At 63.4% G+C, this 21,540-nt stretch carries 20 protein-coding genes; 15 read left to right on the top strand and 5 right to left on the bottom strand.

Features of this window, described 5'->3' with window-relative positions; all coding sequences use genetic code 11:
- Nucleotides 1-70 precede the first annotated feature (70 nt).
- From AC25Z0_RS06535 to dnaE, 4 genes are read left to right on the top strand one after another with little or no spacing between them, the layout of a single operon-like run.
- Nucleotides 71-724 carry a DivIVA domain-containing protein gene (locus AC25Z0_RS06535; protein WP_488119374.1) on the top strand — a complete coding sequence of 218 codons (654 nt, stop codon included), beginning with the start codon at nucleotides 71-73 and terminating at the stop codon, nucleotides 722-724.
- Nucleotides 714-1,316, top strand: a complete 603-nt coding sequence (lspA, locus tag AC25Z0_RS06530; protein ID WP_488132658.1) for a signal peptidase II — start codon at nucleotides 714-716, stop codon at nucleotides 1,314-1,316. The genes AC25Z0_RS06535 and lspA overlap by 11 nt, the downstream gene beginning before the upstream one ends.
- A gap of 5 nt (nucleotides 1,317-1,321) precedes the next feature.
- Complete coding sequence (locus AC25Z0_RS06525; protein WP_488132657.1) at nucleotides 1,322-2,245, top strand: RluA family pseudouridine synthase; 924 nt, start codon at nucleotides 1,322-1,324, stop codon at nucleotides 2,243-2,245.
- Nucleotides 2,246-2,294: 49 nt separating this feature from the next.
- On the top strand, nucleotides 2,295-5,816 hold the full coding sequence (gene dnaE / locus AC25Z0_RS06520) for a DNA polymerase III subunit alpha (RefSeq protein ID WP_488132656.1): 3,522 nt from the start codon (nucleotides 2,295-2,297) through the stop codon (nucleotides 5,814-5,816).
- A 325-nt stretch (nucleotides 5,817-6,141) separates the two neighbouring features.
- On the opposite strand, the gene AC25Z0_RS06515 is transcribed toward dnaE, so the two are convergent.
- Nucleotides 6,142-7,545 carry a pyridoxal phosphate-dependent decarboxylase family protein gene (locus AC25Z0_RS06515; RefSeq protein ID WP_488132655.1) on the bottom strand — a complete coding sequence of 468 codons (1,404 nt, stop codon included), beginning with the start codon at nucleotides 7,543-7,545 and terminating at the stop codon, nucleotides 6,142-6,144.
- 130 nt (nucleotides 7,546-7,675) lie between these two features.
- On the opposite strand from AC25Z0_RS06515, the gene AC25Z0_RS06510 reads away from it, so the two are divergent.
- Nucleotides 7,676-8,452: a lysophospholipid acyltransferase family protein gene (locus tag AC25Z0_RS06510; RefSeq protein WP_488132654.1), complete on the top strand. Its 777-nt coding sequence runs from the start codon at nucleotides 7,676-7,678 to the stop codon at nucleotides 8,450-8,452.
- 44 nt (nucleotides 8,453-8,496) lie between these two features.
- On the opposite strand, the gene AC25Z0_RS06505 is transcribed toward AC25Z0_RS06510, so the two are convergent.
- The gene (locus AC25Z0_RS06505) at nucleotides 8,497-9,057 is read right to left on the bottom strand and encodes a flavin reductase family protein (RefSeq protein ID WP_488132653.1); all 561 of its coding nucleotides are present in this window, start codon (nucleotides 9,055-9,057) and stop codon (nucleotides 8,497-8,499) included.
- A gap of 125 nt (nucleotides 9,058-9,182) precedes the next feature.
- Between AC25Z0_RS06505 and hisD the strand changes: the two genes are divergently transcribed.
- The 3 genes from hisD (at nucleotide 9,183) to AC25Z0_RS06490 (ending at nucleotide 12,150) form a co-directional block, all read left to right on the top strand.
- A complete protein-coding gene (hisD, locus tag AC25Z0_RS06500; RefSeq protein WP_488132652.1) occupies nucleotides 9,183-10,487 on the top strand; it encodes a histidinol dehydrogenase in 1,305 nt (434 codons plus the stop codon).
- A gap of 107 nt (nucleotides 10,488-10,594) precedes the next feature.
- Complete coding sequence (gene nrdR, locus AC25Z0_RS06495) at nucleotides 10,595-11,110, top strand: transcriptional regulator NrdR (protein WP_488119535.1); 516 nt, start codon at nucleotides 10,595-10,597, stop codon at nucleotides 11,108-11,110.
- 8 nt (nucleotides 11,111-11,118) lie between these two features.
- Nucleotides 11,119-12,150: a quinone-dependent dihydroorotate dehydrogenase gene (locus tag AC25Z0_RS06490; RefSeq protein ID WP_488133120.1), complete on the top strand. Its 1,032-nt coding sequence runs from the start codon at nucleotides 11,119-11,121 to the stop codon at nucleotides 12,148-12,150.
- An 87-nt stretch (nucleotides 12,151-12,237) separates the two neighbouring features.
- Here the strand turns inward: AC25Z0_RS06490 and AC25Z0_RS06485 are convergent, their stop codons facing one another.
- Entirely contained in the window at nucleotides 12,238-13,326 is a 1,089-nt protein-coding gene (locus AC25Z0_RS06485) for an App1 family protein phosphatidate phosphatase (RefSeq protein ID WP_488132651.1), read from the bottom strand.
- 109 nt (nucleotides 13,327-13,435) lie between these two features.
- Between AC25Z0_RS06485 and AC25Z0_RS06480 the strand changes: the two genes are divergently transcribed.
- The 5 genes from AC25Z0_RS06480 to AC25Z0_RS06460 all read left to right on the top strand — a co-directional run bounded on the left by AC25Z0_RS06480 (nucleotide 13,436) and on the right by AC25Z0_RS06460 (nucleotide 17,510).
- On the top strand, nucleotides 13,436-14,098 hold the full coding sequence (locus tag AC25Z0_RS06480; protein WP_488119365.1) for a TetR/AcrR family transcriptional regulator: 663 nt from the start codon (nucleotides 13,436-13,438) through the stop codon (nucleotides 14,096-14,098).
- Nucleotides 14,099-14,256: 158 nt separating this feature from the next.
- Nucleotides 14,257-15,147 carry an ABC transporter ATP-binding protein gene (locus AC25Z0_RS06475; protein WP_488132650.1) on the top strand — a complete coding sequence of 297 codons (891 nt, stop codon included), beginning with the start codon at nucleotides 14,257-14,259 and terminating at the stop codon, nucleotides 15,145-15,147.
- Nucleotides 15,144-15,845, top strand: coding sequence for an ABC transporter permease (locus AC25Z0_RS06470; RefSeq protein WP_488119363.1), 702 nt, complete (start codon nucleotides 15,144-15,146; stop codon nucleotides 15,843-15,845). The genes AC25Z0_RS06475 and AC25Z0_RS06470 overlap by 4 nt, the downstream gene beginning before the upstream one ends.
- Complete coding sequence (locus AC25Z0_RS06465; RefSeq protein ID WP_488132649.1) at nucleotides 15,842-16,582, top strand: ABC transporter permease; 741 nt, start codon at nucleotides 15,842-15,844, stop codon at nucleotides 16,580-16,582. The genes AC25Z0_RS06470 and AC25Z0_RS06465 overlap by 4 nt, the downstream gene beginning before the upstream one ends.
- Nucleotide 16,583: 1 nt before the next feature.
- Nucleotides 16,584-17,510, top strand: a complete 927-nt coding sequence (locus tag AC25Z0_RS06460) for an ABC transporter substrate-binding protein (protein ID WP_488119361.1) — start codon at nucleotides 16,584-16,586, stop codon at nucleotides 17,508-17,510.
- Nucleotides 17,511-17,641: 131 nt separating this feature from the next.
- Here AC25Z0_RS06460 and AC25Z0_RS06455 read toward each other — a convergent pair whose 3' ends face one another.
- Complete coding sequence (locus AC25Z0_RS06455) at nucleotides 17,642-18,610, bottom strand: M56 family metallopeptidase (protein WP_488132648.1); 969 nt, start codon at nucleotides 18,608-18,610, stop codon at nucleotides 17,642-17,644.
- Between the two features lie 17 nt (nucleotides 18,611-18,627).
- Complete coding sequence (locus AC25Z0_RS06450) at nucleotides 18,628-19,011, bottom strand: BlaI/MecI/CopY family transcriptional regulator (protein WP_488132647.1); 384 nt, start codon at nucleotides 19,009-19,011, stop codon at nucleotides 18,628-18,630.
- Between the two features lie 101 nt (nucleotides 19,012-19,112).
- Between AC25Z0_RS06450 and AC25Z0_RS06445 the strand changes: the two genes are divergently transcribed.
- A complete protein-coding gene (locus AC25Z0_RS06445; RefSeq protein ID WP_488119358.1) occupies nucleotides 19,113-20,525 on the top strand; it encodes a cytochrome ubiquinol oxidase subunit I in 1,413 nt (470 codons plus the stop codon).
- 9 nt (nucleotides 20,526-20,534) lie between these two features.
- On the top strand, nucleotides 20,535-21,539 hold the full coding sequence (cydB, locus tag AC25Z0_RS06440) for a cytochrome d ubiquinol oxidase subunit II (RefSeq protein ID WP_488119357.1): 1,005 nt from the start codon (nucleotides 20,535-20,537) through the stop codon (nucleotides 21,537-21,539).
- The last annotated feature ends 1 nt before the right edge of the window (nucleotide 21,540 follow it).

Genomic DNA, 21,540 nt, shown 5'->3' with positions numbered 1-21,540 from the left:
TCACGCAGCCTTGCTAGCGTTAGTAGACGTAAGTTTTTGTTCGCAACTCAAGTTCTAAGGGTGGAAAGCCATGGCGCTAACTCCGGAAGATGTAGTCAACAAGCGGTTCCAGTCAACAAAGTTCCGCGAGGGGTATGACCAGGACGAGGTAGATGACTTCCTCGATGAGGTCGTTGTTGAGCTGCGTCGTCTCACGCAGGAAAATGAGGAGCTGAAGGCTCAGCTGGCCGCGGGCGGCAACGCTCCTGCCAAGCAGGCAGCCGAAGCCCCGAAGGCTGCTGTCGTTCCGGAGCCCGTCGCTGCTGCCGCTCCGGCGCCGGTTGCTGTTCCGGTTCCCGCTGCTGTTCCCGTCGCCGAAAGCGCAGACGAGACCGCTGGCACGACCAACCTGCTGCAGCTGGCTCGCCGCCTGCACGAGGAACACGTCAAGGAAGGCGCTGAGAAGCGCGACGCTCTCATTGCAGAGGGTCACGCCACGGCAGCCCGTGTCGTCGCTGAGGCAGAAGCCAAGCAGCGCGCACAGATCCACGCCCTCGACGCAGAGCGTGCAACGCTTGAAAAGAAGATCGATGAGCTGCGCACGTTCGAGCGCGAGTACCGCTTGAAGCTCAAGAGCTACATCGAAGGCCAGCTCCGCGAGCTCGACACCGCTTCACCGGTTGGCGCCGGCGTAGGCAGCGACTCCAACGCACCGAAGCCCAGCTTCCAGGGCTTTGGCGCGTAGTTCCAGAGCGAAGGTCAGCGCTCGTGCGCTCATCGTTCTGGCCAGTGTCGCGCTAGGCGGTTACGCGCTCGATCAATTCACCAAGTTCCTCGTCGTCAGCTCGATGAACGAGGGCGACGTTGTCCGGGTTCTGAACGATGTGCTCCAATTGCACTTCGTTCGGAACCCGGGCGCTGCTTTTTCACTTGCGAGCGGCATGACCTGGATCTTCTCGATCCTTGCTGCCTGCGTCGTTGTTTTCATCGTGTGGTTCGCCAGGCGCATCAAGTCCATCGCGTGGGCCGTTGTCTTCGGGCTCCTGCTTGCCGGTGTCCTTGGCAACCTGACTGACCGTCTGCTCCGTGAGCCCAGCTTCGGCCTCGGACACGTCATCGACTTCATCTCAACGCCGTGGCTGATCCCGGCTATCTACAACGTCGCCGACATGTGCATCGTGGCGAGCATGATCTTGTTCATGATCCTCACCATTCGCGGCATCGGTCTCGACGGAAACAAGATCAGCGACAAGCCGGCTTCGACGCCGGAGAACACCAGTGCGAGTGATGCCACCAACCATGGCAGCACCAGCCGCGACAGCGAACCGACGTCTTAATCACTATGGAATCTCGTTCTTTACCCCTGCCAGATGGTCTCGCCGGCGTCCGCGTCGACGCGGGGCTGGCGAAACTCCTGGGGTTCTCCCGCAACTTTGCTGCCGATGTGATCGAAGCCGGTGGCGTGACGCTCGACGGTGTCGTTGTCGACAAGTCAGACAAGCTGAAAGCCGGCGGATGGCTGGAAGTGACCTGGCAGCCCAAGGAAGCTGTGGCCATCGTGCCCATCGCTGTGCCAGACCTCACCATCGTCTACGACGACGACAGCATGGTTGTGGTGAACAAGCCTGCCGGTGTCGCCGCTCACCCGAGCGTTGGCTGGACAGGCCCGACCGTTGTCGGGGCCCTGGCCGCCGCCGGGTACCGAATCTCCACCTCTGGGGCTGCGGAACGCGCTGGCGTCGTGCATCGCCTCGACGCCGGAACCAGCGGCCTCATGGTGGTTGCCAAGTCTGAAGCGGCGTACACGGCACTGAAGCGTGCGTTCCACGACCGTGAGGTCGAGAAGATCTACCACACCGTGGTTCAGGGGCACCCTGACCCGCTCGCCGGCACCATCGACGCACCCGTCGGTCGGCACCCGCGCCTTGACTGGCGGTTCGCCGTCACGGCCGACGGCAAGCATGCCGTCACCCACTACGAGACGCTCGAAGCATTTCCGTTCGCGTCGCTCCTCGAGGTGCACCTGGAAACAGGGCGAACGCACCAGATTCGCGTGCACATGGCCGCCCAGCGACACCCGTGCGTTGGCGATGCCATGTATGGCGCAGACCCCAGCATCTCCGCACGGCTCGGCCTCACTCGCCAGTGGCTGCACGCCAAGCAGCTCTCGTTCGCGCACCCGGAGTCTGGGGAGTGGGTGACATTCAATTCTGAATACGCCCCGGATCTCGCCCATGCGCTCTCTGTTCTGAGGAACGAAGCTTAGGCTAGAGATTCACCCCCCCCAGCACGACCAACAGTATTTCGGAGCAGTTTTGTCCTCTCAGAGTGATTCGTTCGTTCACCTCCACGTGCACAGCGAGTACTCAATGCTTGACGGTGCTGCGCGGGTAAAGCCGCTCATCGCGGCCGCCATCGAGCAGGGTATGCCAGCCGTCGCGGTCACCGACCACGGCAACGTCTTCGGTGCCTTCGACTTCTGGCGCACAGCGACAGAGGCCGGGATCAAGCCGATCATCGGCACAGAGGCGTACATCACGCCTGGCACCCACCGCAGCGACAAGACTCGGGTGAAGTGGGGAACCAATACCCAGAGCCGCGACGACGTCGGTGGTAGCGGTGCGTACACGCACATGACGCTCCTCTCCGAAAACACCGCCGGCATGCACAACCTGTTTCGGTTGTCGTCACGGGCGTCCCTCGAGGGCTACTACTTCAAGCCACGCATGGACCGCGAGCTGCTCAGCGAGTACTCGAATGGTTTGATCGGCACAACAGGCTGTGCCGGTGGTGAGATCCAGACGCGGCTACGGCTTGGCCAGTATGAGGAGGCCAAGAAGGCCGCAGGGGAGTTCCGCGACATCTTCGGCGCAGAGAACTTCTTCTGCGAGGTGATGGACCACGGCATCGACGTGGAACGCCGCACCATGAGCGACCTGCTGCGCCTGGCAAAGGAGCTGAACCTCCCGCTCGTCGCCACCAATGACCTGCACTACACGCACGCCCACGATGCGACGGCTCACGCTGCCCTGCTGTGCGTGCAGTCTGCGTCGACGCTCGACGACCCCAACCGGTTCAAGTTCGACTCAGACGAGTTCTACCTGAAGACGGCCGCCCAGATGCGGCACATCTTCAGGGACAACCCAGAGGCCTGTGACAACACGCTGCTCATCGCAGAGCGGTGTGAAGTCGAGTTCAACACCAAGGCAAACTACATGCCGCGCTTCCCAACGCCAGAAGGGGAGAACGAGGAGAGCTGGTTCATCAAAGAGGTCGAAGTCGGCCTCCACATGCGCTACCCGAACGGCATCCCTGACGACGTCAGGAAGCAAGCCGACTACGAGGTCGGCGTCATCACCCAGATGGGCTTCCCCGGCTACTTCCTGGTGGTTGCCGACTTCATCGCGTGGTCGAAGCAGCAGGGAATCAGGGTAGGCCCTGGCCGCGGTTCAGGCGCCGGCTCCATGGCGGCATACGCCATGGGCATCACCGGCCTCGACCCACTGGTTCACGGACTGATCTTCGAGCGCTTCCTCAACCCAGACCGCGTCTCCATGCCCGACTTCGACATCGACTTCGACGAGCGCCGGCGCGGCGAGGTCATCCGCTACGTCACCGAGAAATACGGCGACGAGCGGGTTGCCCAGATCGTGACCTACGGAACCATCAAGGCGAAGCAGGCGCTGAAGGACTCCTCGCGAGTGCTTGGCTTCCCGTTCGGCATGGGCGACAAGCTCACCAAGGCGATGCCGCCAGCCATCATGGGCAAGGACGTTCCCCTCACCGGGATGTTCGACAAAGACCACCCGCGCTACCGGGAAGCCGTCGACTTCCGCGCGGTGATCGAAAGCGACCCAGAAGCCAGGACCGTTTTCGATACCGCCCTCGGGATCGAAAACCTCAAGCGCCAGTGGGGTGTGCACGCTGCAGGCGTGATCATGTCGAGCGATCCGCTCATTGACATCATCCCGATCATGAAGCGTGAGGCCGACGGCCAGATCGTCACCCAGTTCGACTACCCGGCCTGTGAGTCGCTCGGCCTGATCAAGATGGACTTCCTGGGGCTTCGAAACCTCACGATCATCGACGACGCACTCGACAACATCGAGGTCAACCGCGGCCACCGGCCGGTGCTCGAAGACCTCGACCTTGACGACACCCTGGCCTACGAGTTGCTGGCCAGGGGCGACACCCTGGGCGTGTTCCAGCTCGACGGCGGGCCGATGCGTGCGCTGCTGCGCTCGATGAAGCCCGACAACTTCGAAGACATCTCGGCCGTCATCGCGCTCTACCGACCGGGCCCCATGGGTGCGAACTCGCACACCAACTACGCGCTGCGAAAGACCGGTCTGCAGGAGATCGTTCCGATCCACGCAGAGCTCGAAGAGCCCCTGAAGGACATCATCGGTGGTACCTACGGCCTGATCGTGTACCAGGAGCAGGTCATGTCGATCGCGCAGAAGCTGGCAGGCTTCTCGCTCGGCCAGGCCGACCTGCTGCGACGCGCCATGGGCAAGAAGAAGAAGTCAGAACTCGACAAGCAGTTCGAAGGCTTCTCAGGCGGCATGAAGGCCAACGGCTATTCGGATGCCGCGATCAAGACGATCTGGGACATCCTGCTGCCGTTCTCCGACTACGCATTCAACAAGGCGCACTCCGCCGCGTACGGTGTGCTCTCCTACTGGACCGCGTACCTCAAGGCTCACTATCCGGCCGAGTTCATGGCGGCACTGCTGACCAGCGTCGGTGACTCCCGCGACAAGCTCGCGCTGTACCTCAACGAGTGTCGCCGCATGGGTATCCAGGTGCTTGCCCCAGACGTCAACGAATCCATTGGCTACTTTGCCGCCGTCGGCACCGACATCCGCTTCGGCCTTGGCGCTGTTCGGAACGTCGGCTTCAACGTGGTGGACGCGATCCGTGAGGCACGCAGGGAGAAGGGCAGGTTCGAGTCGTTCCACGACTTCCTGCGCAAGGTGCCGCTCCAGGTGACCAACAAGCGCACCGTCGAATCGCTGGTCAAGGCCGGGGCATTCGACTCGCTGGGGTCAACCAGGCGGGCGATGGTCGAAATTCACGAAGGCGCCGTCGAATCCGCGGTGAAGATCAAGCGCGATGAGGCGCACGGCAACATCGGCTTCGACTTCGACAGCCTCTTCGACGATCCGCAGTCAACAGACCAGGTGCCTGAACGACCGGAGTGGTCGAAGAAGGAGAAGCTCGCCTTCGAGCGCGACATGCTCGGCCTCTACGTCTCTGACCACCCGTTGGCCGGCCTGGAGATTCCGCTGGCCAAGCACGCCAGCACCGGCATCGCAGACCTGCTGGCCTCTGAGCAGACCCAGGATGGCGATACCGTCACCGTCGCAGGCCTGATCACGAGCGTGCAGCACAGGGTGGCCAAGAAATCGGGCAACCAGTACGGCATGATCCAGGTTGAGGACTTCGGCGGCGAGATCACGGCGATGTTCATGGGCAAGGCGTATGTCGAGTTCGCGCCCGATCTCGTCAATGACTCCGTCGTTGTGGTGCGTGGGCGCGTCAGCATGCGTGACGATGGCATGAACCTGCACGCATACAGCGTGTTCGCGCCGGAGCTCGGTCAGGAATCGGATGCCGGCACACTGTCGATCACCGTGCTCGAGCAACGGGCGACCACCGGGACGATCAGGTCGCTCAGCCAGACGCTGTCCGCACACCCAGGCGGAGCAGAGGTGCGGCTCAAGCTGGTCAAGGGACAGACAGCCAGGGTGTTTGAGTTGCCCTACAAGGTGAAGGTCAGCGCCGATCTCTTCGGCGAGCTCAAGAGCCTGCTCGGCCCGAACTGCCTGAGCTAGCTGAACTGCCCGGGCTAGCTCGCCCGAAGCGCGTGTCTGGCATCACCGCGCCCGTTGTCGCGCGTTGCGCCCGCACTAGCGGTAGCGGTGTGCCACAGCGGGCGCGACGAAGCCGCCGGGAGGCGTCGCCGCGCACCTGGCAGATGGCGCACGCCATCGGCCAGGGCCGAGCGGCGTCGCCGCTGAGGCCGCCTGCGAGACCGGGAACTAGCATCCGCTCGCCAGAGTCGCCGTTGTGCCCAGAGTCGCCCGTTGTGCCGAGAGTCGCCGTTAGAACGGCGACTCTCGGCACAAACGGCGATTCTCGATGGATGCCGCGCCCACGTCACTCCGGCACCGGCTCCAGGCTGACGGCCGCCATCGCCCTGGCAACGGCGGCGATGGCCGCGATGATGTCGGTATCGTCTGTCGACCAGTTGCTGACCGAAATTCGCAGCACGGCCCTTCCCTGCCAGACCGAGCCAGACATCCACACCTGCGCCTCCTCAAGCAGCTTCTCCGTCACGCGGCGGGTTCGCTCATCGGAGCCAAAACTCAGGCACACCTGGGTGAACGCGACCTGGTTCAGTACCTCGACCCCCGGCAGTTGCGCGAGTCCGCGGGCGAGCGCGGTTGCCGAGTCCGCAAGCTTCTCGACCATGGCGACGGTGCCTGTCCTGCCCAGGGATCGAAGCGCTGCCCACACGGTCATGCCGCGCGCGCGGCGAGACAACTCAGGCACGCGCTCGAACGGATCGCCAACGCCCCGGTCATCGGCAACGAGGTAGCTGGTGTGCACGCCGAACGTCGCCTGCAAGACGTCCTTCCTGGCGACGATGGCGATGCCGCAGTCGTACGGCACGTTGAGGGTCTTGTGCGCATCCGTTGCCCATGAATCAGCGGATGCCAGGCCGAACAGCTGCTCGCTGTAGCGCTGGCTCACAGCAGCCCAGAGTCCGAACGCACCGTCGACGTGCACCCAGGCGCCGTGCTTGTGCGCCACCTCGATGGACTCGTGCAGGGGGTCGAAGGCGCCGGAGTGCAGGTTTCCGGCCTGGAGGCAAACGATCGCCGGGCCGTCGATGGTGGCCATCGCTGTGGCCAGCGCCGCAGGCTTGATCCGGCCCTCGCTGTCTGAGGCGACGGCCGTCGGGGCGCCAAGCCCGAGATAGCGGAGCGCCAGGTCGACGGAGGCGTGCCGCTCTTCCCCCACGAACACCGTGATGCGCGGTGCGCCGGTCAGCCCATCGGTGTTGAGGTCCCAGCCGGCGTCATCGAGAACGCTCTGTCGGCCGGCCGCCAGCCCAACAAAGTTCGCCATGGTTCCGCCCGTTGTGAATCCGACGCCCGCGTCCCGCGGGAGATCGAGCACGTCGAGCAGCCAGTTTCCGGCAACCTCTTCGGCGGCCGCTGCTGCCGGCGTAGCGAAGCGGATTGCCGCATTCTGATCCCAGGCGCTGACCAGCCAGTCGGCGGCCAAGGCTGCCGGCAGGGTGCCGCCGATGACCCAGCCGAAGAAGCGACCGGATGGCATGGCCATCAATCCGGGCTCGGCCCATGCGGCCAATTCGTCGATGACGGCGCTCGGCTCGAGTGGCTGCTCGGGCAGCGTCGAGCCGTACGTCGCCGCGAGTTGTTCAGCGCTCAGGCTGGGCGCGACGGGCCGACTCGGCATCGACGCGAGCCAGGCCGTTGCATGGGCTCGCGCCCTGTCGAGTGGTTCCTGGAAGTCGTTCGGTTCGGCAGGCACAATTTCACGCTAGCCCTCCACCGCTCTGGGAAACACCCCTGCGTCCTGCACTAATGCGCGAGCTTTCCGACGCGGATTCGCTGAGCATACTTACCGCTGGTATTCAGGAAACTCCCATAACCTTGCCCCTATGACGAAGCGCCGGAGTGAGCCGATTTATGCCACCGCGATCGGTGCTGGCCGAACGTTGTTCGGCCTCTTGCATCTGAAGCCCCGCGTCACAGGCGGGAACAACCTGCCAGACACCGGCGGTGCCGTGTTGGCGATCACGCACTTCGGCTACCTCGATTTCGCCCTCGCCGAGTGGATGATGTGGAAGAAGAACAAGCGTCGCATCCGCTTTCTGGCTAAGAAGGGTGCGTTTGACCAGCCGGTGATCGGCACGTTCATGCGTGGCATGGGGCACATTTCGGTCGACATGACGCATGGCGCAGAGGCGTACACCCTTGCCGTTGACGCTCTGAAGGCCGGCGAGGTTCTCGGTGTGTTTCCGGAGGGCGGCGTCAACGCGTCGTTCACGGTGCGAGACCTGAAGACCGGAACCGTGCGGATGGCGGCAGAGGCCGGCGTTCCCATCATCCCGATCGCGATCTGGGGCGGACACCGGTTGATGACCAAGGGTCACAAGCGTTCGCTCAAGGAGGCGTACGGCGTGCCCGTCAGTTTCATGGTCGGCGAACCGATAGCCGTGACATCGGCCGATGACATGCAGGCGAAGACCCAGGCGCTGCACGACACGCTGCAGGGACTCGTTGACATTGCCCAGGAACGCTACCCAGAGGATGGCACTGGCGCATGGTGGCAGCCAGCTCACCTGGGTGGAACGGCACCAACCCCGGAAGAAGCGGCCATCGCTGAAGCTGAACGCCGCCGCAAGCGGGAGCTGGCCAAGGCCTCAGCGAAGTAGCCGCGCATCGTCTGGGCGAGTCTCCTGGCGTTGACTCGCTGCCGCTAAACCTCGCTGCCTGGCGTGTGGTACCGGCGCTCGTGGTACAGCAGGGCCTCGTCGTCCTCGCCCATCCCGCCCTCTTCGATCTGAACGACCACGACGGCGTTGTTGTGCACGGGGATGCGTTCGACGATGCGACCAACCATCCATGACGTCACGTCGTTCAGCACGGGAAGCCCGAAAGGCCCGACTCGCCAGTGGTCGCCCAGGAAGCGTTCCTCTGCGGGCCCTGACATCTTCTGCGCCAGCGGGCGATTACGCACACCGAGGATATGGATGATGACGCGGTCGTTTTCAACGATCGCGGGCCAGGCGCTGGCCGATCGTGCCATGTTGAAGGTCGCCAGCGGCGGCACCGCAGACAACGACGCGAGCGAGGTGGCGGTGAAGCCCACCGGCGTGCCGTCGCCGTCCAGGGACGTCACGATGGCGACTCCAGCTGCGTGGCGCCGGAACGCGTGCTTGAACGCCTCAAGGTCTTTCGGTGCATGCGGGTCGCCTTCGAGCGGCGGCACGGGAGCACCTGGCAGATCAGTGGATTGTGGTGCGGCTGTTTCGTTCATACGAATGCATCAATCTCCTTCTGGGCCAGCCTATTCCCGACATCTGAAACCTTCCCGAGTCCGTGTCACGCAATGACATCGACCGACAGCCAGCGCGCAGGGATGGCAGATAAACTGGCAGTGCCATGATGCAGACCATTGACCTTCGGGGTACCCAGCTCACTCCCGCAGAATTGCTCGCCGCAGTTCCGCGCTCGCTCACCGACGTTTCCGCTGCGAGCGAGATCGCCGCTGAACTCATTTTCGACGTCCGCGAACGCGGGGGAGCAGCGCTCCTCGACCAGGCTGAGCGCCTCGACCACGTTCGTCCGGAGGCCATTCGGGTGCCGGAAAGTCACATCGTCGAGGCCGTTGCCGGCTTGAGCCCGCTCGTGCGCACCGCGATGGAAGAGACGATCCGCCGGGTTCGACTGGCGAGTGCCGCCCAGGTACCGCCGCGCGTCCAGACGACGATCGCCGACGGCGCCGTCATCACGCAGCGCTGGCAGCCCATCAACCGCGTCGGCCTCTACGTTCCAGGCGGCAAAGCCGTCTATCCGTCCAGCGTTGTCATGAACGTCGTCCCTGCTCAGGTCGCCGGCGTGTCGTCGATCGCACTGGCGTCGCCGCCGCAGGCCCACTTCGAGGGCCGCGTGCACCCCACCATCCTCGCCATCGCCGGTTTGCTCGGCGTGAGCGAGATCTACGCCATGGGAGGAGCCGGAGCCATCGGCGCTTTCGCCTGGGGCGCGCCTGACATCGGGCTCGATCCCGTGCAGCTCGTCACTGGCCCTGGCAACGTCTTTGTCGCAGCGGCCAAGCGCCTGGTACGCGGCCAGACCGGCATCGACGCAGAAGCCGGCCCGACCGACATCCTGGTGATCGCAGACGGCACGGCAGATCCGCTGCTGGTCGCTGCCGACCTCGTGAGCCAGGCTGAACACGACGAACTGGCCGCGGCCGTTCTCGTCACAGACTCCGTCGAGATCGCCGATGCGGTCTCAGCGCGCCTCGTCGAACTCGCGCAGTCCACCACCCACAGCGCTCGTGTCACAGCGGCGTTGAACGGAACCCAGTCAGCGCTGGTGCTTGTCGATGACATTGCGGCCGCTGCCGCGTTCAGTAACGCCTTCGGCCCTGAGCACCTGGAGATCCAGACCAGCGACCCTGAGGCTGTCCTTGAGCTGATCGAGAATGCCGGCGCCATCTTCCTTGGCCCGCACTCCCCGGTAAGCCTGGGCGATTATGCGGCAGGCTCGAACCACGTGCTGCCAACAGGTGGTCAGGCCCGGTTCTCGTCGGGTCTTGGCGCGTATACCTTCCTCAGGCCACAACAGGTGGTGCAGTACAGTCGTGACGCCCTGCAGTCTGTTGCCGCGCACATCGATGCCCTGTCAACGGCGGAAGCACTTCCGGCGCACGGAGATGCCATCAAGGCCAGGTTCATCTAGGCCAGGTTCATCGAGGCCAGGTTCATCGAGCGTTCATCGGGCTGCCACGGCGTACACTCGCCGTGGTGGCCCGCTCATCTGGGTCAGCACGATAGGCTGTGATCACAATGTTCTGCCCGTTCTGCCGCCACCCAGACTCCAGAGTCGTTGACTCACGCACCAGCGACGATGGCCTGTCGATTCGTCGACGCCGCCAGTGTCCAGAATGCGGCCGCCGCTTCAGCACCACAGAGACCGCGAGTCTCAACATCATCAAGCGCAGCGGGGTGGTCGAACCGTTCAGCCGCGAGAAGATCGTCGCCGGCGTGCGCAAGGCCTGCCAGGGTCGACCGGTGACGGACTCCGACCTCGCGCTGCTCGCGCAGAAGGTCGAAGAGACCATCAGGCAGACCGGCGCATCGCAGATCGACGCCAACGACGTCGGCCTTGCCATCCTGTCGCCGCTGCGCGAACTCGACGAGGTCGCCTTCCTGCGCTTCGCCAGTGTGTACCAGGCATTTGACTCACTCGAGGACTTCGAGTCCGCCATCACCCAGCTTCGTGCAGAACATGCGGAACCTGCGGAACAGGCAGAGGGCATCCGTCAGACGCCGGCGCCCCTGTCATCGTCGACGGAGCTATAGCGATGCGCTTGTACCCCATTCTCTTCTCCACAGTGCTGTCAAAAATGGACCCGGAGAACGCGCACCACCTTGCGTTCACCGCGATCAGGGCGCTGCCGACACTCGGTTTCGGCCGCCTGGTCAACCGTTTCACCCGGCCACGAACCGACCTCTCAGTGCAGACCCTTGGATTGACCTTCGAGTCACCGTTTGGCGTCGCAGCCGGTTTCGACAAAGACGGCAAGGCCGTCATTGGCCTTGGCCAGCTCGGGTTCGGGCACGTTGAAGTCGGGACGCTGACCGCTCTCGCCCAGCCGGGGAATCCGAAGCCCCGCCTGTTCAGGCTCATTCCCGATCGTGCGGTGATCAACCGGATGGGCTTCAACAACGGTGGTGCCGGCGCGGCGGTTGATCGCTTGACGCAGGTGCGTTCCGTGCCTGGTCGTCCGGTGCTCGGCGTCAACATCGGTAAGAGCCGTGTCACAGCCGTCGAGGACGCCACGGCCGACTACGTCACGAGCACGGCAATCCTTGCGCCCCTGGCTGACTATCTCGTCGTCAACGTGAGCTCACCGAACACCCCCGGCCTCCGCGGCCTGCAGGAACTCGATCAGCTGGCTCCGCTGCTGACAGCGGTCAAGGCTGCTGCGGGAACAACGCCGCTGCTCGTCAAAATCGCACCTGACCTGAGCGACGACGAGGTGACGCGCATCTCGGAACTCGTGGTGCAGCTGGGCCTCGACGGAATCATCGCGACCAACACGACTCTCTCCCGCGCCAACCTGGCCACAGACGCCGCCGTTGTCGAAGCCGCGGGCGCAGGAGGCCTGTCTGGCGCTCCGCTGGCCGCTCGGGCCCTTGAGGTGCTCCGTATCGTGCGGGCCACCGTTCCGGCAGAGCTCTGTGTCATCTCGGTAGGAGGCGTTGAGACGGCTGCGCAGGTCGACGAGCGCCTCGCCGCTGGCGCAACGCTCGTGCAGGGCTACACGGCGTTCCTCTACCGGGGACCGCTGTGGGCGCGCGAAATCAATCGCGGACTCGATCGGCTGCGTTCGCGCTGACGTCGTCGTGCGTAGCCGCTCGTAACCACTCGTAGCTGCCGTGCAGCTGAGCCATTAGCTCGCAGCTGCGGACTTGCGGGCGTCAGCCTATGACGCAGGGTGCGACAGCAGCCCGAGCTGAACGAGCTGGTCTGAGATGCTCGACCCGTCTGGCCCGTACACCCATGGTGCGTTCGGCGTGCCGCTCGCTTCATCCTTTGAGCGGCCTCCGGCGAGCACCGCTTCGCTGGTAGAGAGCTGCCTGATTGCAACGGCGGCAACGCTTCCCGGGTATTCCTTTTGGAAATCGCTGTAGATCGCCTCGTCGTGCTGCCCGTCGTCGCCGATCAAGATCCAGCGGATGTCGGGAAATTCCTGGGCGAGCCGCCTGAGGTTTGAGCGCTTGTGGTCCTGTCCGCTGCGGAACCACCGGTCGTGGGTGGGGCCCCAGTCCGTGAGCAGCAGCGCTCCGGACGGGTACATGTTGCGGGAGAGGAAGCGGGTGAGTGTCGGCGCGACATTCCAGGCGCCAGTCGACAGATAGATGACGGGGGCGCCAGCGTCCTGCTGCACGAGACGGTCGAGCAGCACCGCCATGCCTGGCGTCGGAATTCGGGCATGCTCGTCGAGGACGAAGGTGTTCCAGGCCGCAAGCAGCGGCCGGGGGAGAGCGGTGACCATGACGGTGTCGTCGACGTCAGAGACGATCCCGCGCGTGACCCCAGGCGGCACGACATAGATCGAGGCGCCCACAGGGGCAGCTGTGGACGTACTGAGGCGCGCCGTGTGGGTGCCTGGCTCCAGCTCGATCTGAACGACGGTATCGACGACACCACCGCGGTCGGCCTGCACGTAGTGAAGCTGGCCGCCGATCTCAATCGTGACCGTCACATCGTTCACGGGAACGCTGGTGAAACTGCGCCAGCCTCTGATGCCGGGATACTGGTTGGCCGCGGTCGCCGTGCGTCGCGCGGCCATGCGCGCTGCGGTCTTCGGCTTGGCCAGCAGTACGCGGCACAGTATGCGTGCCCACTCCGTGGATCCGTAGCCGGCGTATGGAACGACAACCGGAATGTGCCCACGTTTGCGCGCCCACTGGTACCTGACCTCGTGAATCCAGTCTTCGATTCGCGCCGCTCGATGAACAATCCTCGACGGTGGCGAACTCCTGGTGGACTGTGGCGAGGGGCGAGGCACTGCCCTAGTCTGCCATGTGAATGCTTGAGGCTCCCTCCGTTTGGGTCGCCCTGGTGCAATTGGGGCCCACGAGGCACGTAGAATTATGGTTTCGCGTCAAGGAGGAAATGTGTCACTTGGTGACCTGATTAGTGTGAATTCCGGGGCCCAGGGGCAGCTCATCAGAACAGAACCCATTCAGCAGCGCAGTGCAGATCGGCTTTCAGCCCTGCTCGATGCCGCTGCCGAGGTTGTTGATGAGGTCGGGTTCGACCGCATTACGACGGCGATGATCGCTGAGCGTGCCGGTGCTTCCATCGGCACCGTCTACCGCTACTACCCTGATCGTGTTGCTGTGCTGCACGCTCTTCGGGAGCGGGCCATCGCCCGGTTCCGAGTTCGGGTCGTCAGCGAAATTGCGGCGCAGTCACCGGAGAACTGGTGGGAAGCCGTCGATTGCGGCACCACAGCCTTCGTTGGCCTGTACCGCTCAGAACCCGGCTTCCGGATCATTCACTTCGTCGAGCGCGAGCGCGTCAATGCGGCAGATCCCCAGGATGCACAGTCGACGACGTTCGCCAGAGCACTCGCTGACATCCTCGCTGAGGAATTCGGTCTCCCTGGCGGACCCGACTTGATCTTCCGCCTTGAGGTCGCGATTGAGATGGCAGACGCCCTGCTCTCCCGCGCCTTCTACGCCGACCCGCAGGGCGACGAGCGATTCATCGTGGAGTGCCGCCGCGTGGTGCACGACTACCTGGTGGAGTACTACGGATCGGCGGTTGGCGCCTAGGCGCCGACGTCAGCCATCCACGCAATTGGCGGCCTCGTTCTTCTGAACGAGGCCGCTTTTTTGTTGGTTTCTTGGCAATCTGCTTTGCCACCTGCTCCGAAGGATGATTGGCTGGAGAACCTGGCAGCTGGAAACCCATTGAGGAATGAGCCACATTTATGATCGAGTTCCACGCGGTGACCAAGCAATTTCCTGACGGCACGCGTGCCGTCGAGGACTTCAGCTTGGTACTGCCATCCCGGCAGACCACCGTTCTCGTGGGATCGTCTGGGTCAGGCAAGACAACCCTGCTTCGCATGATCAACCGGATGGTGGACCCGACAGACGGCCACATCGAGATCGACGGCGTTGACATCTCCACCCTGGAACCAGTGAAATTGCGTCGAAGCATCGGCTACGTCATGCAGAATTCCGGGCTTCTGCCGCACCGCAAGGTGATCGACAACGTCGCAACAGTTCCGCTTCTGCGCGGAGTGCCAAAGAAGCAGGCCAGGGCGGATGCACTCGACCTGCTCGACACCGTCGGACTCGATCGCGCACTGGCCGACCGATACCCAGCTCAGCTCTCCGGGGGACAGCAGCAGCGTGTCGGCGTTGCACGGGGCCTGGCTGTGAACCCCAATATCCTGCTCATGGACGAGCCGTTCGGCGCCGTCGACCCCATCGTGCGGGCCGAATTGCAGCAGGAGCTCATCCGCTTGCAGAGCGAGCTGGACAAGACAGTGGTCTTCGTCACCCACGATATTGAAGAGGCTTTCTTGCTCGGCGACCAGGTCGTGATCCTGCGCACGGGGGGACACATCGCACAGGTCGGTTCACCGGCAGAGATTCTCGCGAACCCTGCCGATGGCTTCGTGGCAAGTTTCGTCGGTGTCGATAAGGGAAAGCGCGCCCTGCACGTGGAGATGCGGCACGGCAGGGAGATTGTCGTGGACAGTGCAGGTCGGGTGACCGGCGTGCTCGCCGGAACTCGGTCAGACTCATCGGATTCAGGGGCCGTGCCAGTCACGGGTTCGGGCGCGCCCGTTCAGGGTGGGGACATACGGTGACCTGGGTCTGGTCGAATCTCGACCTCATCTGGGATCGCACGATCGATCAGCTGGTCTTGAGTGTGCCTGCGATTGTGCTGAGCTTCGTGATCGCAGTGCCAGTGGGGTGGCTGGCCAATCGATATCGCGTCAGTCGGGGCATCCTGCTCACCTTCTGCGGGCTGCTGTATGCGATCCCGTCGTTCCCGCTGTTGATTGCGCTGCCCCTCGTGATCGGCGTCGAACTGCGCTCACCGCTGAACCTGATAGTCGCGCTCACCCTGTATGGCGTCGCACTCATGGTGCGGGTGGTCGCAGATGGTCTCGCCGCCGTCGATGTCGATGTCAAGCAATCAGCGACAGCTGTTGGCTTCTCTGCGTGGAGCCAGTTCTGGAGCGTTGAATTTCCCCTCTCTGGCCCTGTACTCCTTGCCGGGATGCGTGTGGTCACCGTCAGCACGGTCAGCCTGGCCACGATCGGGGCTGTCATCGGGGTGCAGAGCCTCGGCAGTCTCTTCACCGATGGCTTCCAGCGCGGCATCCAGGCGGAGGTGGTGGCCGGACTGGTGGCCACTGTCGTGGTTGCGCTGGTGCTCGACGCTGCCCTCGTCTTACTCGGTCGGGTGCTGATGCCGTGGACACGGCGGCCCACCTCTGATCGAGCCGAGCGACCCGTCGAACTGCCGGCAATGGCCAGCGCGGTGGGAGTGAAGAGATGAACGTCTTCGCGGATGCCATGGCCTGGGTTCTCGACCCGGCCAACTACGTTGGACCTGACGGCATTTGGGCCAGGCTCGGCGAGCACCTCCTGTTCACGCTGGTCACCATCGTCATCGCATCGATCATTGCGATTCCGGTCGGATACCTGATCGGTCACACCGGGAAGGGACGGGCGCTGGCCGTCGCCACGTCTGGCGGCTTGCGAGCCATCCCCACCCTTGGCCTGCTCACCCTCGTGGGGCTCTGGGTCGGAATCGGCCTCACCGCGCCGTACGTGGCGCTCACCATCCTTGCGATCCCGTCCATTCTGGCCGGGGCATACACCGGCTTCGACGCAATCGACCGTCGTACGGTCGATGCGGCCAGATCGGTCGGTATGTCCGAATGGCAGATCGTGCGGAAAGTGGAAGTCCCGCTTGGTCTTCCCCTGCTCATCGGCGGGCTGCGGTCTGCGACCCTCCAGGTGGTGGCCACCGCGACTCTGGCCGCGTACGTGGCTAATTTCGGCCTCGGTCGATTCCTCTTCGCCGGGCTCAAAACCCGGGACTATTCTGAAATGCTTGGCGGGTCGATCATCGTGATCGTGCTCGCGTTCGTTCTGGACGGACTTATTGCACTGGTGCAGAAGTTTGCCGTCCCCCGGGGCGTCACAGCTGGCCGCCCCGTAGCTGTCCGCGTGCGATCAACCCGATCGAACGCGGTGATGGGAACCCCCGTCGAAGAAGGGAAGAGCTGACATGTTCACAGCACGAAAAGGCCGACTCGCGCTCATCGGCGCGGTCGCGGTCGGGGCCGTCGTAGCCCTGGCAGGGTGCTCATCCGGTAATCCGCTGGATGCCGGTGATTCGACATCCACTGACTCTGCAACCCTGGTGGTCGGCTCGCAGGACTACTACTCGAACGAGATCATCGCAGAGATCTACGCCCAGGCCCTTGAGGCCAATGGGTTCACGGTTGAGCGCGACTTCCGGATCGGCCAGCGCGAGGCCTACCTCCCCGACATCGAAGCCGGCAAGATCGATGTGTTCCCCGAGTACACCGGAAGCTTGCTCCAGGCGCTCGATTCCAGCGCAACGGGTGGCACGGCCGATGAGGTGTACACCGCGCTCCAGGCGGCGCTTCCCGACAACCTGCGGGTGCTTGACAAGGCTGACGCCTCAGACCAGAACTCCTGGACGGTCACCCAGGCGTTCGCAGAGAAGTACAACCTCACCGACATCGCCTCACTCACGAATGTCACAGAGCCGATCACGGTTGGCGGCAACTCTGAGCTTGAGACACGTCCGTACGGCCCGACGGCGCTGAAAGACACGTACGGCATCGACATTGCCGGGTTCGTGCCTGTCGAGGACAGCGGGGGACCGTTGACAGTCAAGGCGCTCGTCGACAACCAGATCCAGCTGGCCAACATCTACACGGCGGACCCCAACATCAAGTCGAACAACCTCGTCGCCCTCGCCGACCCAGACGGCCTGTTCTTCCCCGACAACGTCGTTCCCGTCGTGTCTGAGAAGGTCGATGACAAGGCCGCAGCTGTGCTGAACAAGGTGAGCGCAGCGTTGACCGCAGAGGACCTGATCGACTTGAACGCCCAGAGCGTCAACGAACAGCTCTCCGCAGACAAGATCGCGACCGCCTGGCTCGAGCAGGCCAACCTCTCGTAGCAGCACGGTCCACACCACTCGTCACGACGGGGCCCCGATCCAGCGCACCGCGGATCGGGGCCCCGTTGTGTGATGCCTGGTGTTGGAGGCCCTGGTGCCGGGTTTCCCGTGGCGCGGCTAGGTTCCGCGGCCTAGCTGAGCAGCAGGATCAGTGTCGGTACGGCAAGCAGCGACACCGCAAGGGCCAGCACGGCGGCGCGTGAGCCGACCGGCAGGGGAGGCCGCGGCTGCACGAGTCGCATCACCCGGGGGGTGACAAGGTCGACGTGCTCAGGATCGTTGACGGAACCGGAACCGGAACCGGATTCGAATTCGGTGTGCAGCTGGTCGGCGTGGAATGCGAGGTCAGGACGACCAGAAGTTCCGGCCAGGGCAATGGCGCGGGCGAGTACCAGGTCGTCGACCTCATGCCTGGCCTCGTCGTCAGCCAGCATCTCGACCAGGAGTGCCACTGCCTTCTCCGACCGGTTCGCGATCGGGAACCATGGCAGTGCATTTCGCCACGACCTGAACATGACGAGCACGAGCGGATGCTGTTGGCGAAGGTGCGCATGCTCGTGGGCGATCACGGCCTGCAGTTCGTCATCGTTCAACAGCTGCACGATGCCGGCAGAGAGCACGGTGACGGATCGAGCTGCACCCGGGAGGCAGTATGCGACGGGAGCGGCGTACTCGATGACGCGCGTGTCTGGGCGGTCTGGGACGGGGTCGCTCAGGAGTTGGACGAGCTGATGGTGACGTCGACGCTGACGCTCGGAGCGCACGAATGTGGCCGACAGGTTCAGCAACAGGTGGGCGGTGAGCAGCAGCGCACCGGTGAAGGCCAGCACATGATCGAGCCCGACGCCCGCCGGAACGCCGTTGAACCCAATGGCGACAAGCGCCAGCAACCCGCTCAGCAGTGTGTGGCCGAGGGGAATCAGTGCGTAGCAGAGCAGTGCGCCGATCATCGAGAGTCCACCGGCCAGGGCGATGGACTGCCACAAGGCCAGCGCGGTGCCCGGTGCGCGCGACGGCCAGGTTGCCCTGGCGAGTGCGATGGGCACCGGCCATGCGAGCGCGATGGCGATGACAGCCAATGCGGTTGCAGAGACAAACACGGCGAATGGGCCCGGTACTAGGTACGCGGGGCGGGGATGCCGCCGAGAAGTTCGAGAAGCGTGTCAGCTTCCTGGGCGGTGACGCTGCCGATGAAGCGCGCGAGAGCGGCTTCGCGGTCTGGCGAGGAACCGAGAACCTCATGCATCAACTCAGCGGTGTGATCGGCGCGCGTCGTCACAGAGCGGTACACGTGCGGGCGCATGCCGCGATCGCGGGTCACGAAGCCTTTGCTCTCCAGTCGCGAGAGCACCGTGAGCACGGTGGTGGCGGCCAGTTCTTTCTTCGGGGATTCGTCCTGCTGCACGACAAGACGATCCTTCAGGTCATTTGCGGAAAGCGGCACATCGGATTCCCAGAGGACGTCCATCACCGCTCTTTCCAACGCACCTAAACTTGTCATGCCACCAAGTTTACAGCCGTTTGCTGTGATTTCTACAGGTCGTAGAGGAGTAGAGTTCTACGTGACGTAGAAGTACACAAGTGGGACGAGTGGAGGAACGCGTGATCGACTGGTTAGATCCATTGCTGTTGTCAAGATGGCAATTCGGACTTACGACTATTTACCACTTCTTGTTCGTGCCTTTGACGATCGGCATGTCGCTGACCGTCGCGATCTTCCAATCGGCATGGGTGAAGACCGGTCACGTCAAATACCTGCAGCTCACTCACTTCTTCGGCAAGATCTTCCTGATCAACTTCGCCATGGGCGTCGTCACTGGAATCGTGCAGGAATTCCAGTTCGGAATGAACTGGTCTGACTACTCACGTTTCGTCGGGGACGTCTTCGGAGCGCCCCTGGCATTTGAGGGAATCGTCGCGTTCTTCCTGGAGGCCACGTTCATCGGCCTGTGGATCTTCGGCTGGGACAAGCTGCCGAAGAAGCTGCACCTGGCAACCATCTGGCTCGTGGTCATCGGTTCGACGGCATCCGCTTACTTCATCATTGCGGCCAACGCCTTCATGCAGAACCCGGTCGCGTACCGGATCAACGAGGTGAAGGGCAGGGCAGAGCTCACCGACATCGGCGAGCTGCTGACCAACCCAATTGCACTGGCGGCGTTCCCGCACACGATCTTCGCGTGCTTCATGGTGTCTGCGGGCCTGATCATCTCGGTCGCTGCCTGGCACCTGTACCGCAACCAGCACCTCGAGACCATGCGCCCAGCGCTGAAGCTCGGCCTCTGGATGATGGTTATCGCCGGCATCCTCACCACGCTGTTCGGCGACCAGCTGAGCCTGGCGATGGTGCAGGCGCAGCCGATGAAGATGGCGGCCGCTGAGGCGCTGTACCACACCGCCACCGGCTACGACGCGTCGTTCTCGCTGTTCACACTCGGTACTCCTGATGGTGTCCACGAGCTGTTCTCTGTGCGCGTGCCGTACCTGCTGTCGCTCCTGTCGACGCACACATTCGACGGCACGGTAGAGGGCATCAACGACCTGCAGGCACAGTACGTGCAGATGTACGGCCCCGGCGATTACACGCCCATCATCTGGATCACCTACTGGTCGTTCCGCTGGATGATCGCTCTCGGCATCCTGCACATCATCGTCGCCATTGTCGGACTGTTCCTGACCCGCAAGGGTCGTCACCCGAAGCAGAAGTGGGTGTGGAAGCTCGCCATCTGGACGTTCCCGCTGTCACTGGCAGCCATGATCGTCGGGTGGATCTTCACCGAGATGGGCAGGCAACCGTGGATCGTGTTCGGCCTGATGAAGACCGAGGACGGTGTGTCCCCTGGGGTCACGGGACTTGATGTCCTGATCTCCCTCGTAGCATTCACTCTCATCTACGGCATCCTCGCCGTCGTGGAGTTCAAGCTCATCCTCAAGGCCGCCCAGAAGGGGCCGGATGATGCTCCGGAAGTCGATTCGGAATCCGGCGAAATCACCCACCAGGTCACGGTCTACTAGGAGCTCACCATGGATCTCAATATTCTCTGGTTCTGGATCATCGGCGCGCTCTTCATCGGGTATTTCGTGCTCGATGGGTTCGACTTCGGTGTCGGCATGTCCCTTCCTTTCCTCGGGAAGGACGACGTTGATCGCCGCGTGCTGATCAACACCATCGGCCCGGTGTGGGACCTCAATGAAACCTGGGTCATCGTGGCAGGCGCGGCTCTCTTCGCCGCGTTCCCCGAGTGGTACGCCACCATGTTCAGCGGGTTCTACCTGGCGCTCCTTGTCATCCTGCTCGCACTGATCGTTCGTGGTGTCTCGTTCGAGTACCGCCACCAGCGGCCAGAGTCGCAGTGGAAGACCTGGTTCGACTGGATGATCATCGTCGGCTCAGCGCTGCCAGCACTGTTGTGGGGCGTCGCTTTCGCAAACGTTGTGCGTGGCGTTCCGCTGGATGCCGGCTTCAACTACACCGGTACGTTCTTCGACCTGCTGAATCCGTACGCCCTGCTCGGTGGCGTGACCACCCTGCTGCTGTTCTTCACGCACGGCGTTGTCTTTGTCGCGCTGAAGACGGATGGCGACATTCGACACAGGGCACGTGCCCTGGCCACGAAGTCTGGGATCATCACGATCGTCGTGGCCGCCGTGTTCCTCGTCTGGACGACATTCGCGTACGGCACAGTGGCATCTGCGATCTTCTCGGCCGTTGCAGCCGTGGTGCTCATCAGTGCCGTGGTCGCCAACGTGCGGAGGGCCGAGGGCTGGGCCTTCATCTTCATGGCGCTGACCATCGCCTTCGCCGTGCTGTCGCTGTTCGCCTCGCTGTTCCCCGACGTCATGCCGGCGAGCAACAACCCGGCGAACAGCCTGACGATCGAGAACGCATCGTCGACGCCGTACACCCTGCAGGTGATGAGCTGGACGGCCTTGATCGGTATGCCGGTCATCCTGCTCTACCAGGGATGGACATACTGGATATTCCGCAAGCGCGTCTCGCGGGCATCCATCGAAGTCGCAGTTCACTAGG

Source organism: Leifsonia sp. Y862 (assembly GCF_057669585.1).
The sequence above is the reverse complement of the archived record's forward strand: the minus strand, read 5'-3'. Positions and strand labels throughout refer to the sequence as shown.

Bases quoted from the DNA above. Each gene is read 5' to 3' on its own strand.
- AC25Z0_RS06505 (WP_488132653.1), bottom strand. From the start codon at position 9,057: ATGAACGAAACAGCCGCACCACAATCCACTGATCTGCCAGGTGCTCCC.
- AC25Z0_RS06525 (WP_488132657.1), top strand. From the start codon at position 1,322: ATGGAATCTCGTTCTTTACCCCTGCCAGATGGTCTCGCCGGCGTCCGC.
- nrdR (WP_488119535.1), top strand. From the start codon at position 10,595: ATGTTCTGCCCGTTCTGCCGCCACCCAGACTCCAGAGTCGTTGACTCA.
- hisD (WP_488132652.1), top strand. From the start codon at position 9,183: ATGATGCAGACCATTGACCTTCGGGGTACCCAGCTCACTCCCGCAGAA.
- AC25Z0_RS06460 (WP_488119361.1), top strand. From the start codon at position 16,584: ATGTTCACAGCACGAAAAGGCCGACTCGCGCTCATCGGCGCGGTCGCG.
- AC25Z0_RS06450 (WP_488132647.1), bottom strand. From the start codon at position 19,011: ATGACAAGTTTAGGTGCGTTGGAAAGAGCGGTGATGGACGTCCTCTGG.
- cydB (WP_488119357.1), top strand. From the start codon at position 20,535: ATGGATCTCAATATTCTCTGGTTCTGGATCATCGGCGCGCTCTTCATC.
- AC25Z0_RS06475 (WP_488132650.1), top strand. From the start codon at position 14,257: ATGATCGAGTTCCACGCGGTGACCAAGCAATTTCCTGACGGCACGCGT.
- AC25Z0_RS06510 (WP_488132654.1), top strand. From the start codon at position 7,676: ATGACGAAGCGCCGGAGTGAGCCGATTTATGCCACCGCGATCGGTGCT.
- AC25Z0_RS06465 (WP_488132649.1), top strand. From the start codon at position 15,842: ATGAACGTCTTCGCGGATGCCATGGCCTGGGTTCTCGACCCGGCCAAC.
- AC25Z0_RS06535 (WP_488119374.1), top strand. From the start codon at position 71: ATGGCGCTAACTCCGGAAGATGTAGTCAACAAGCGGTTCCAGTCAACA.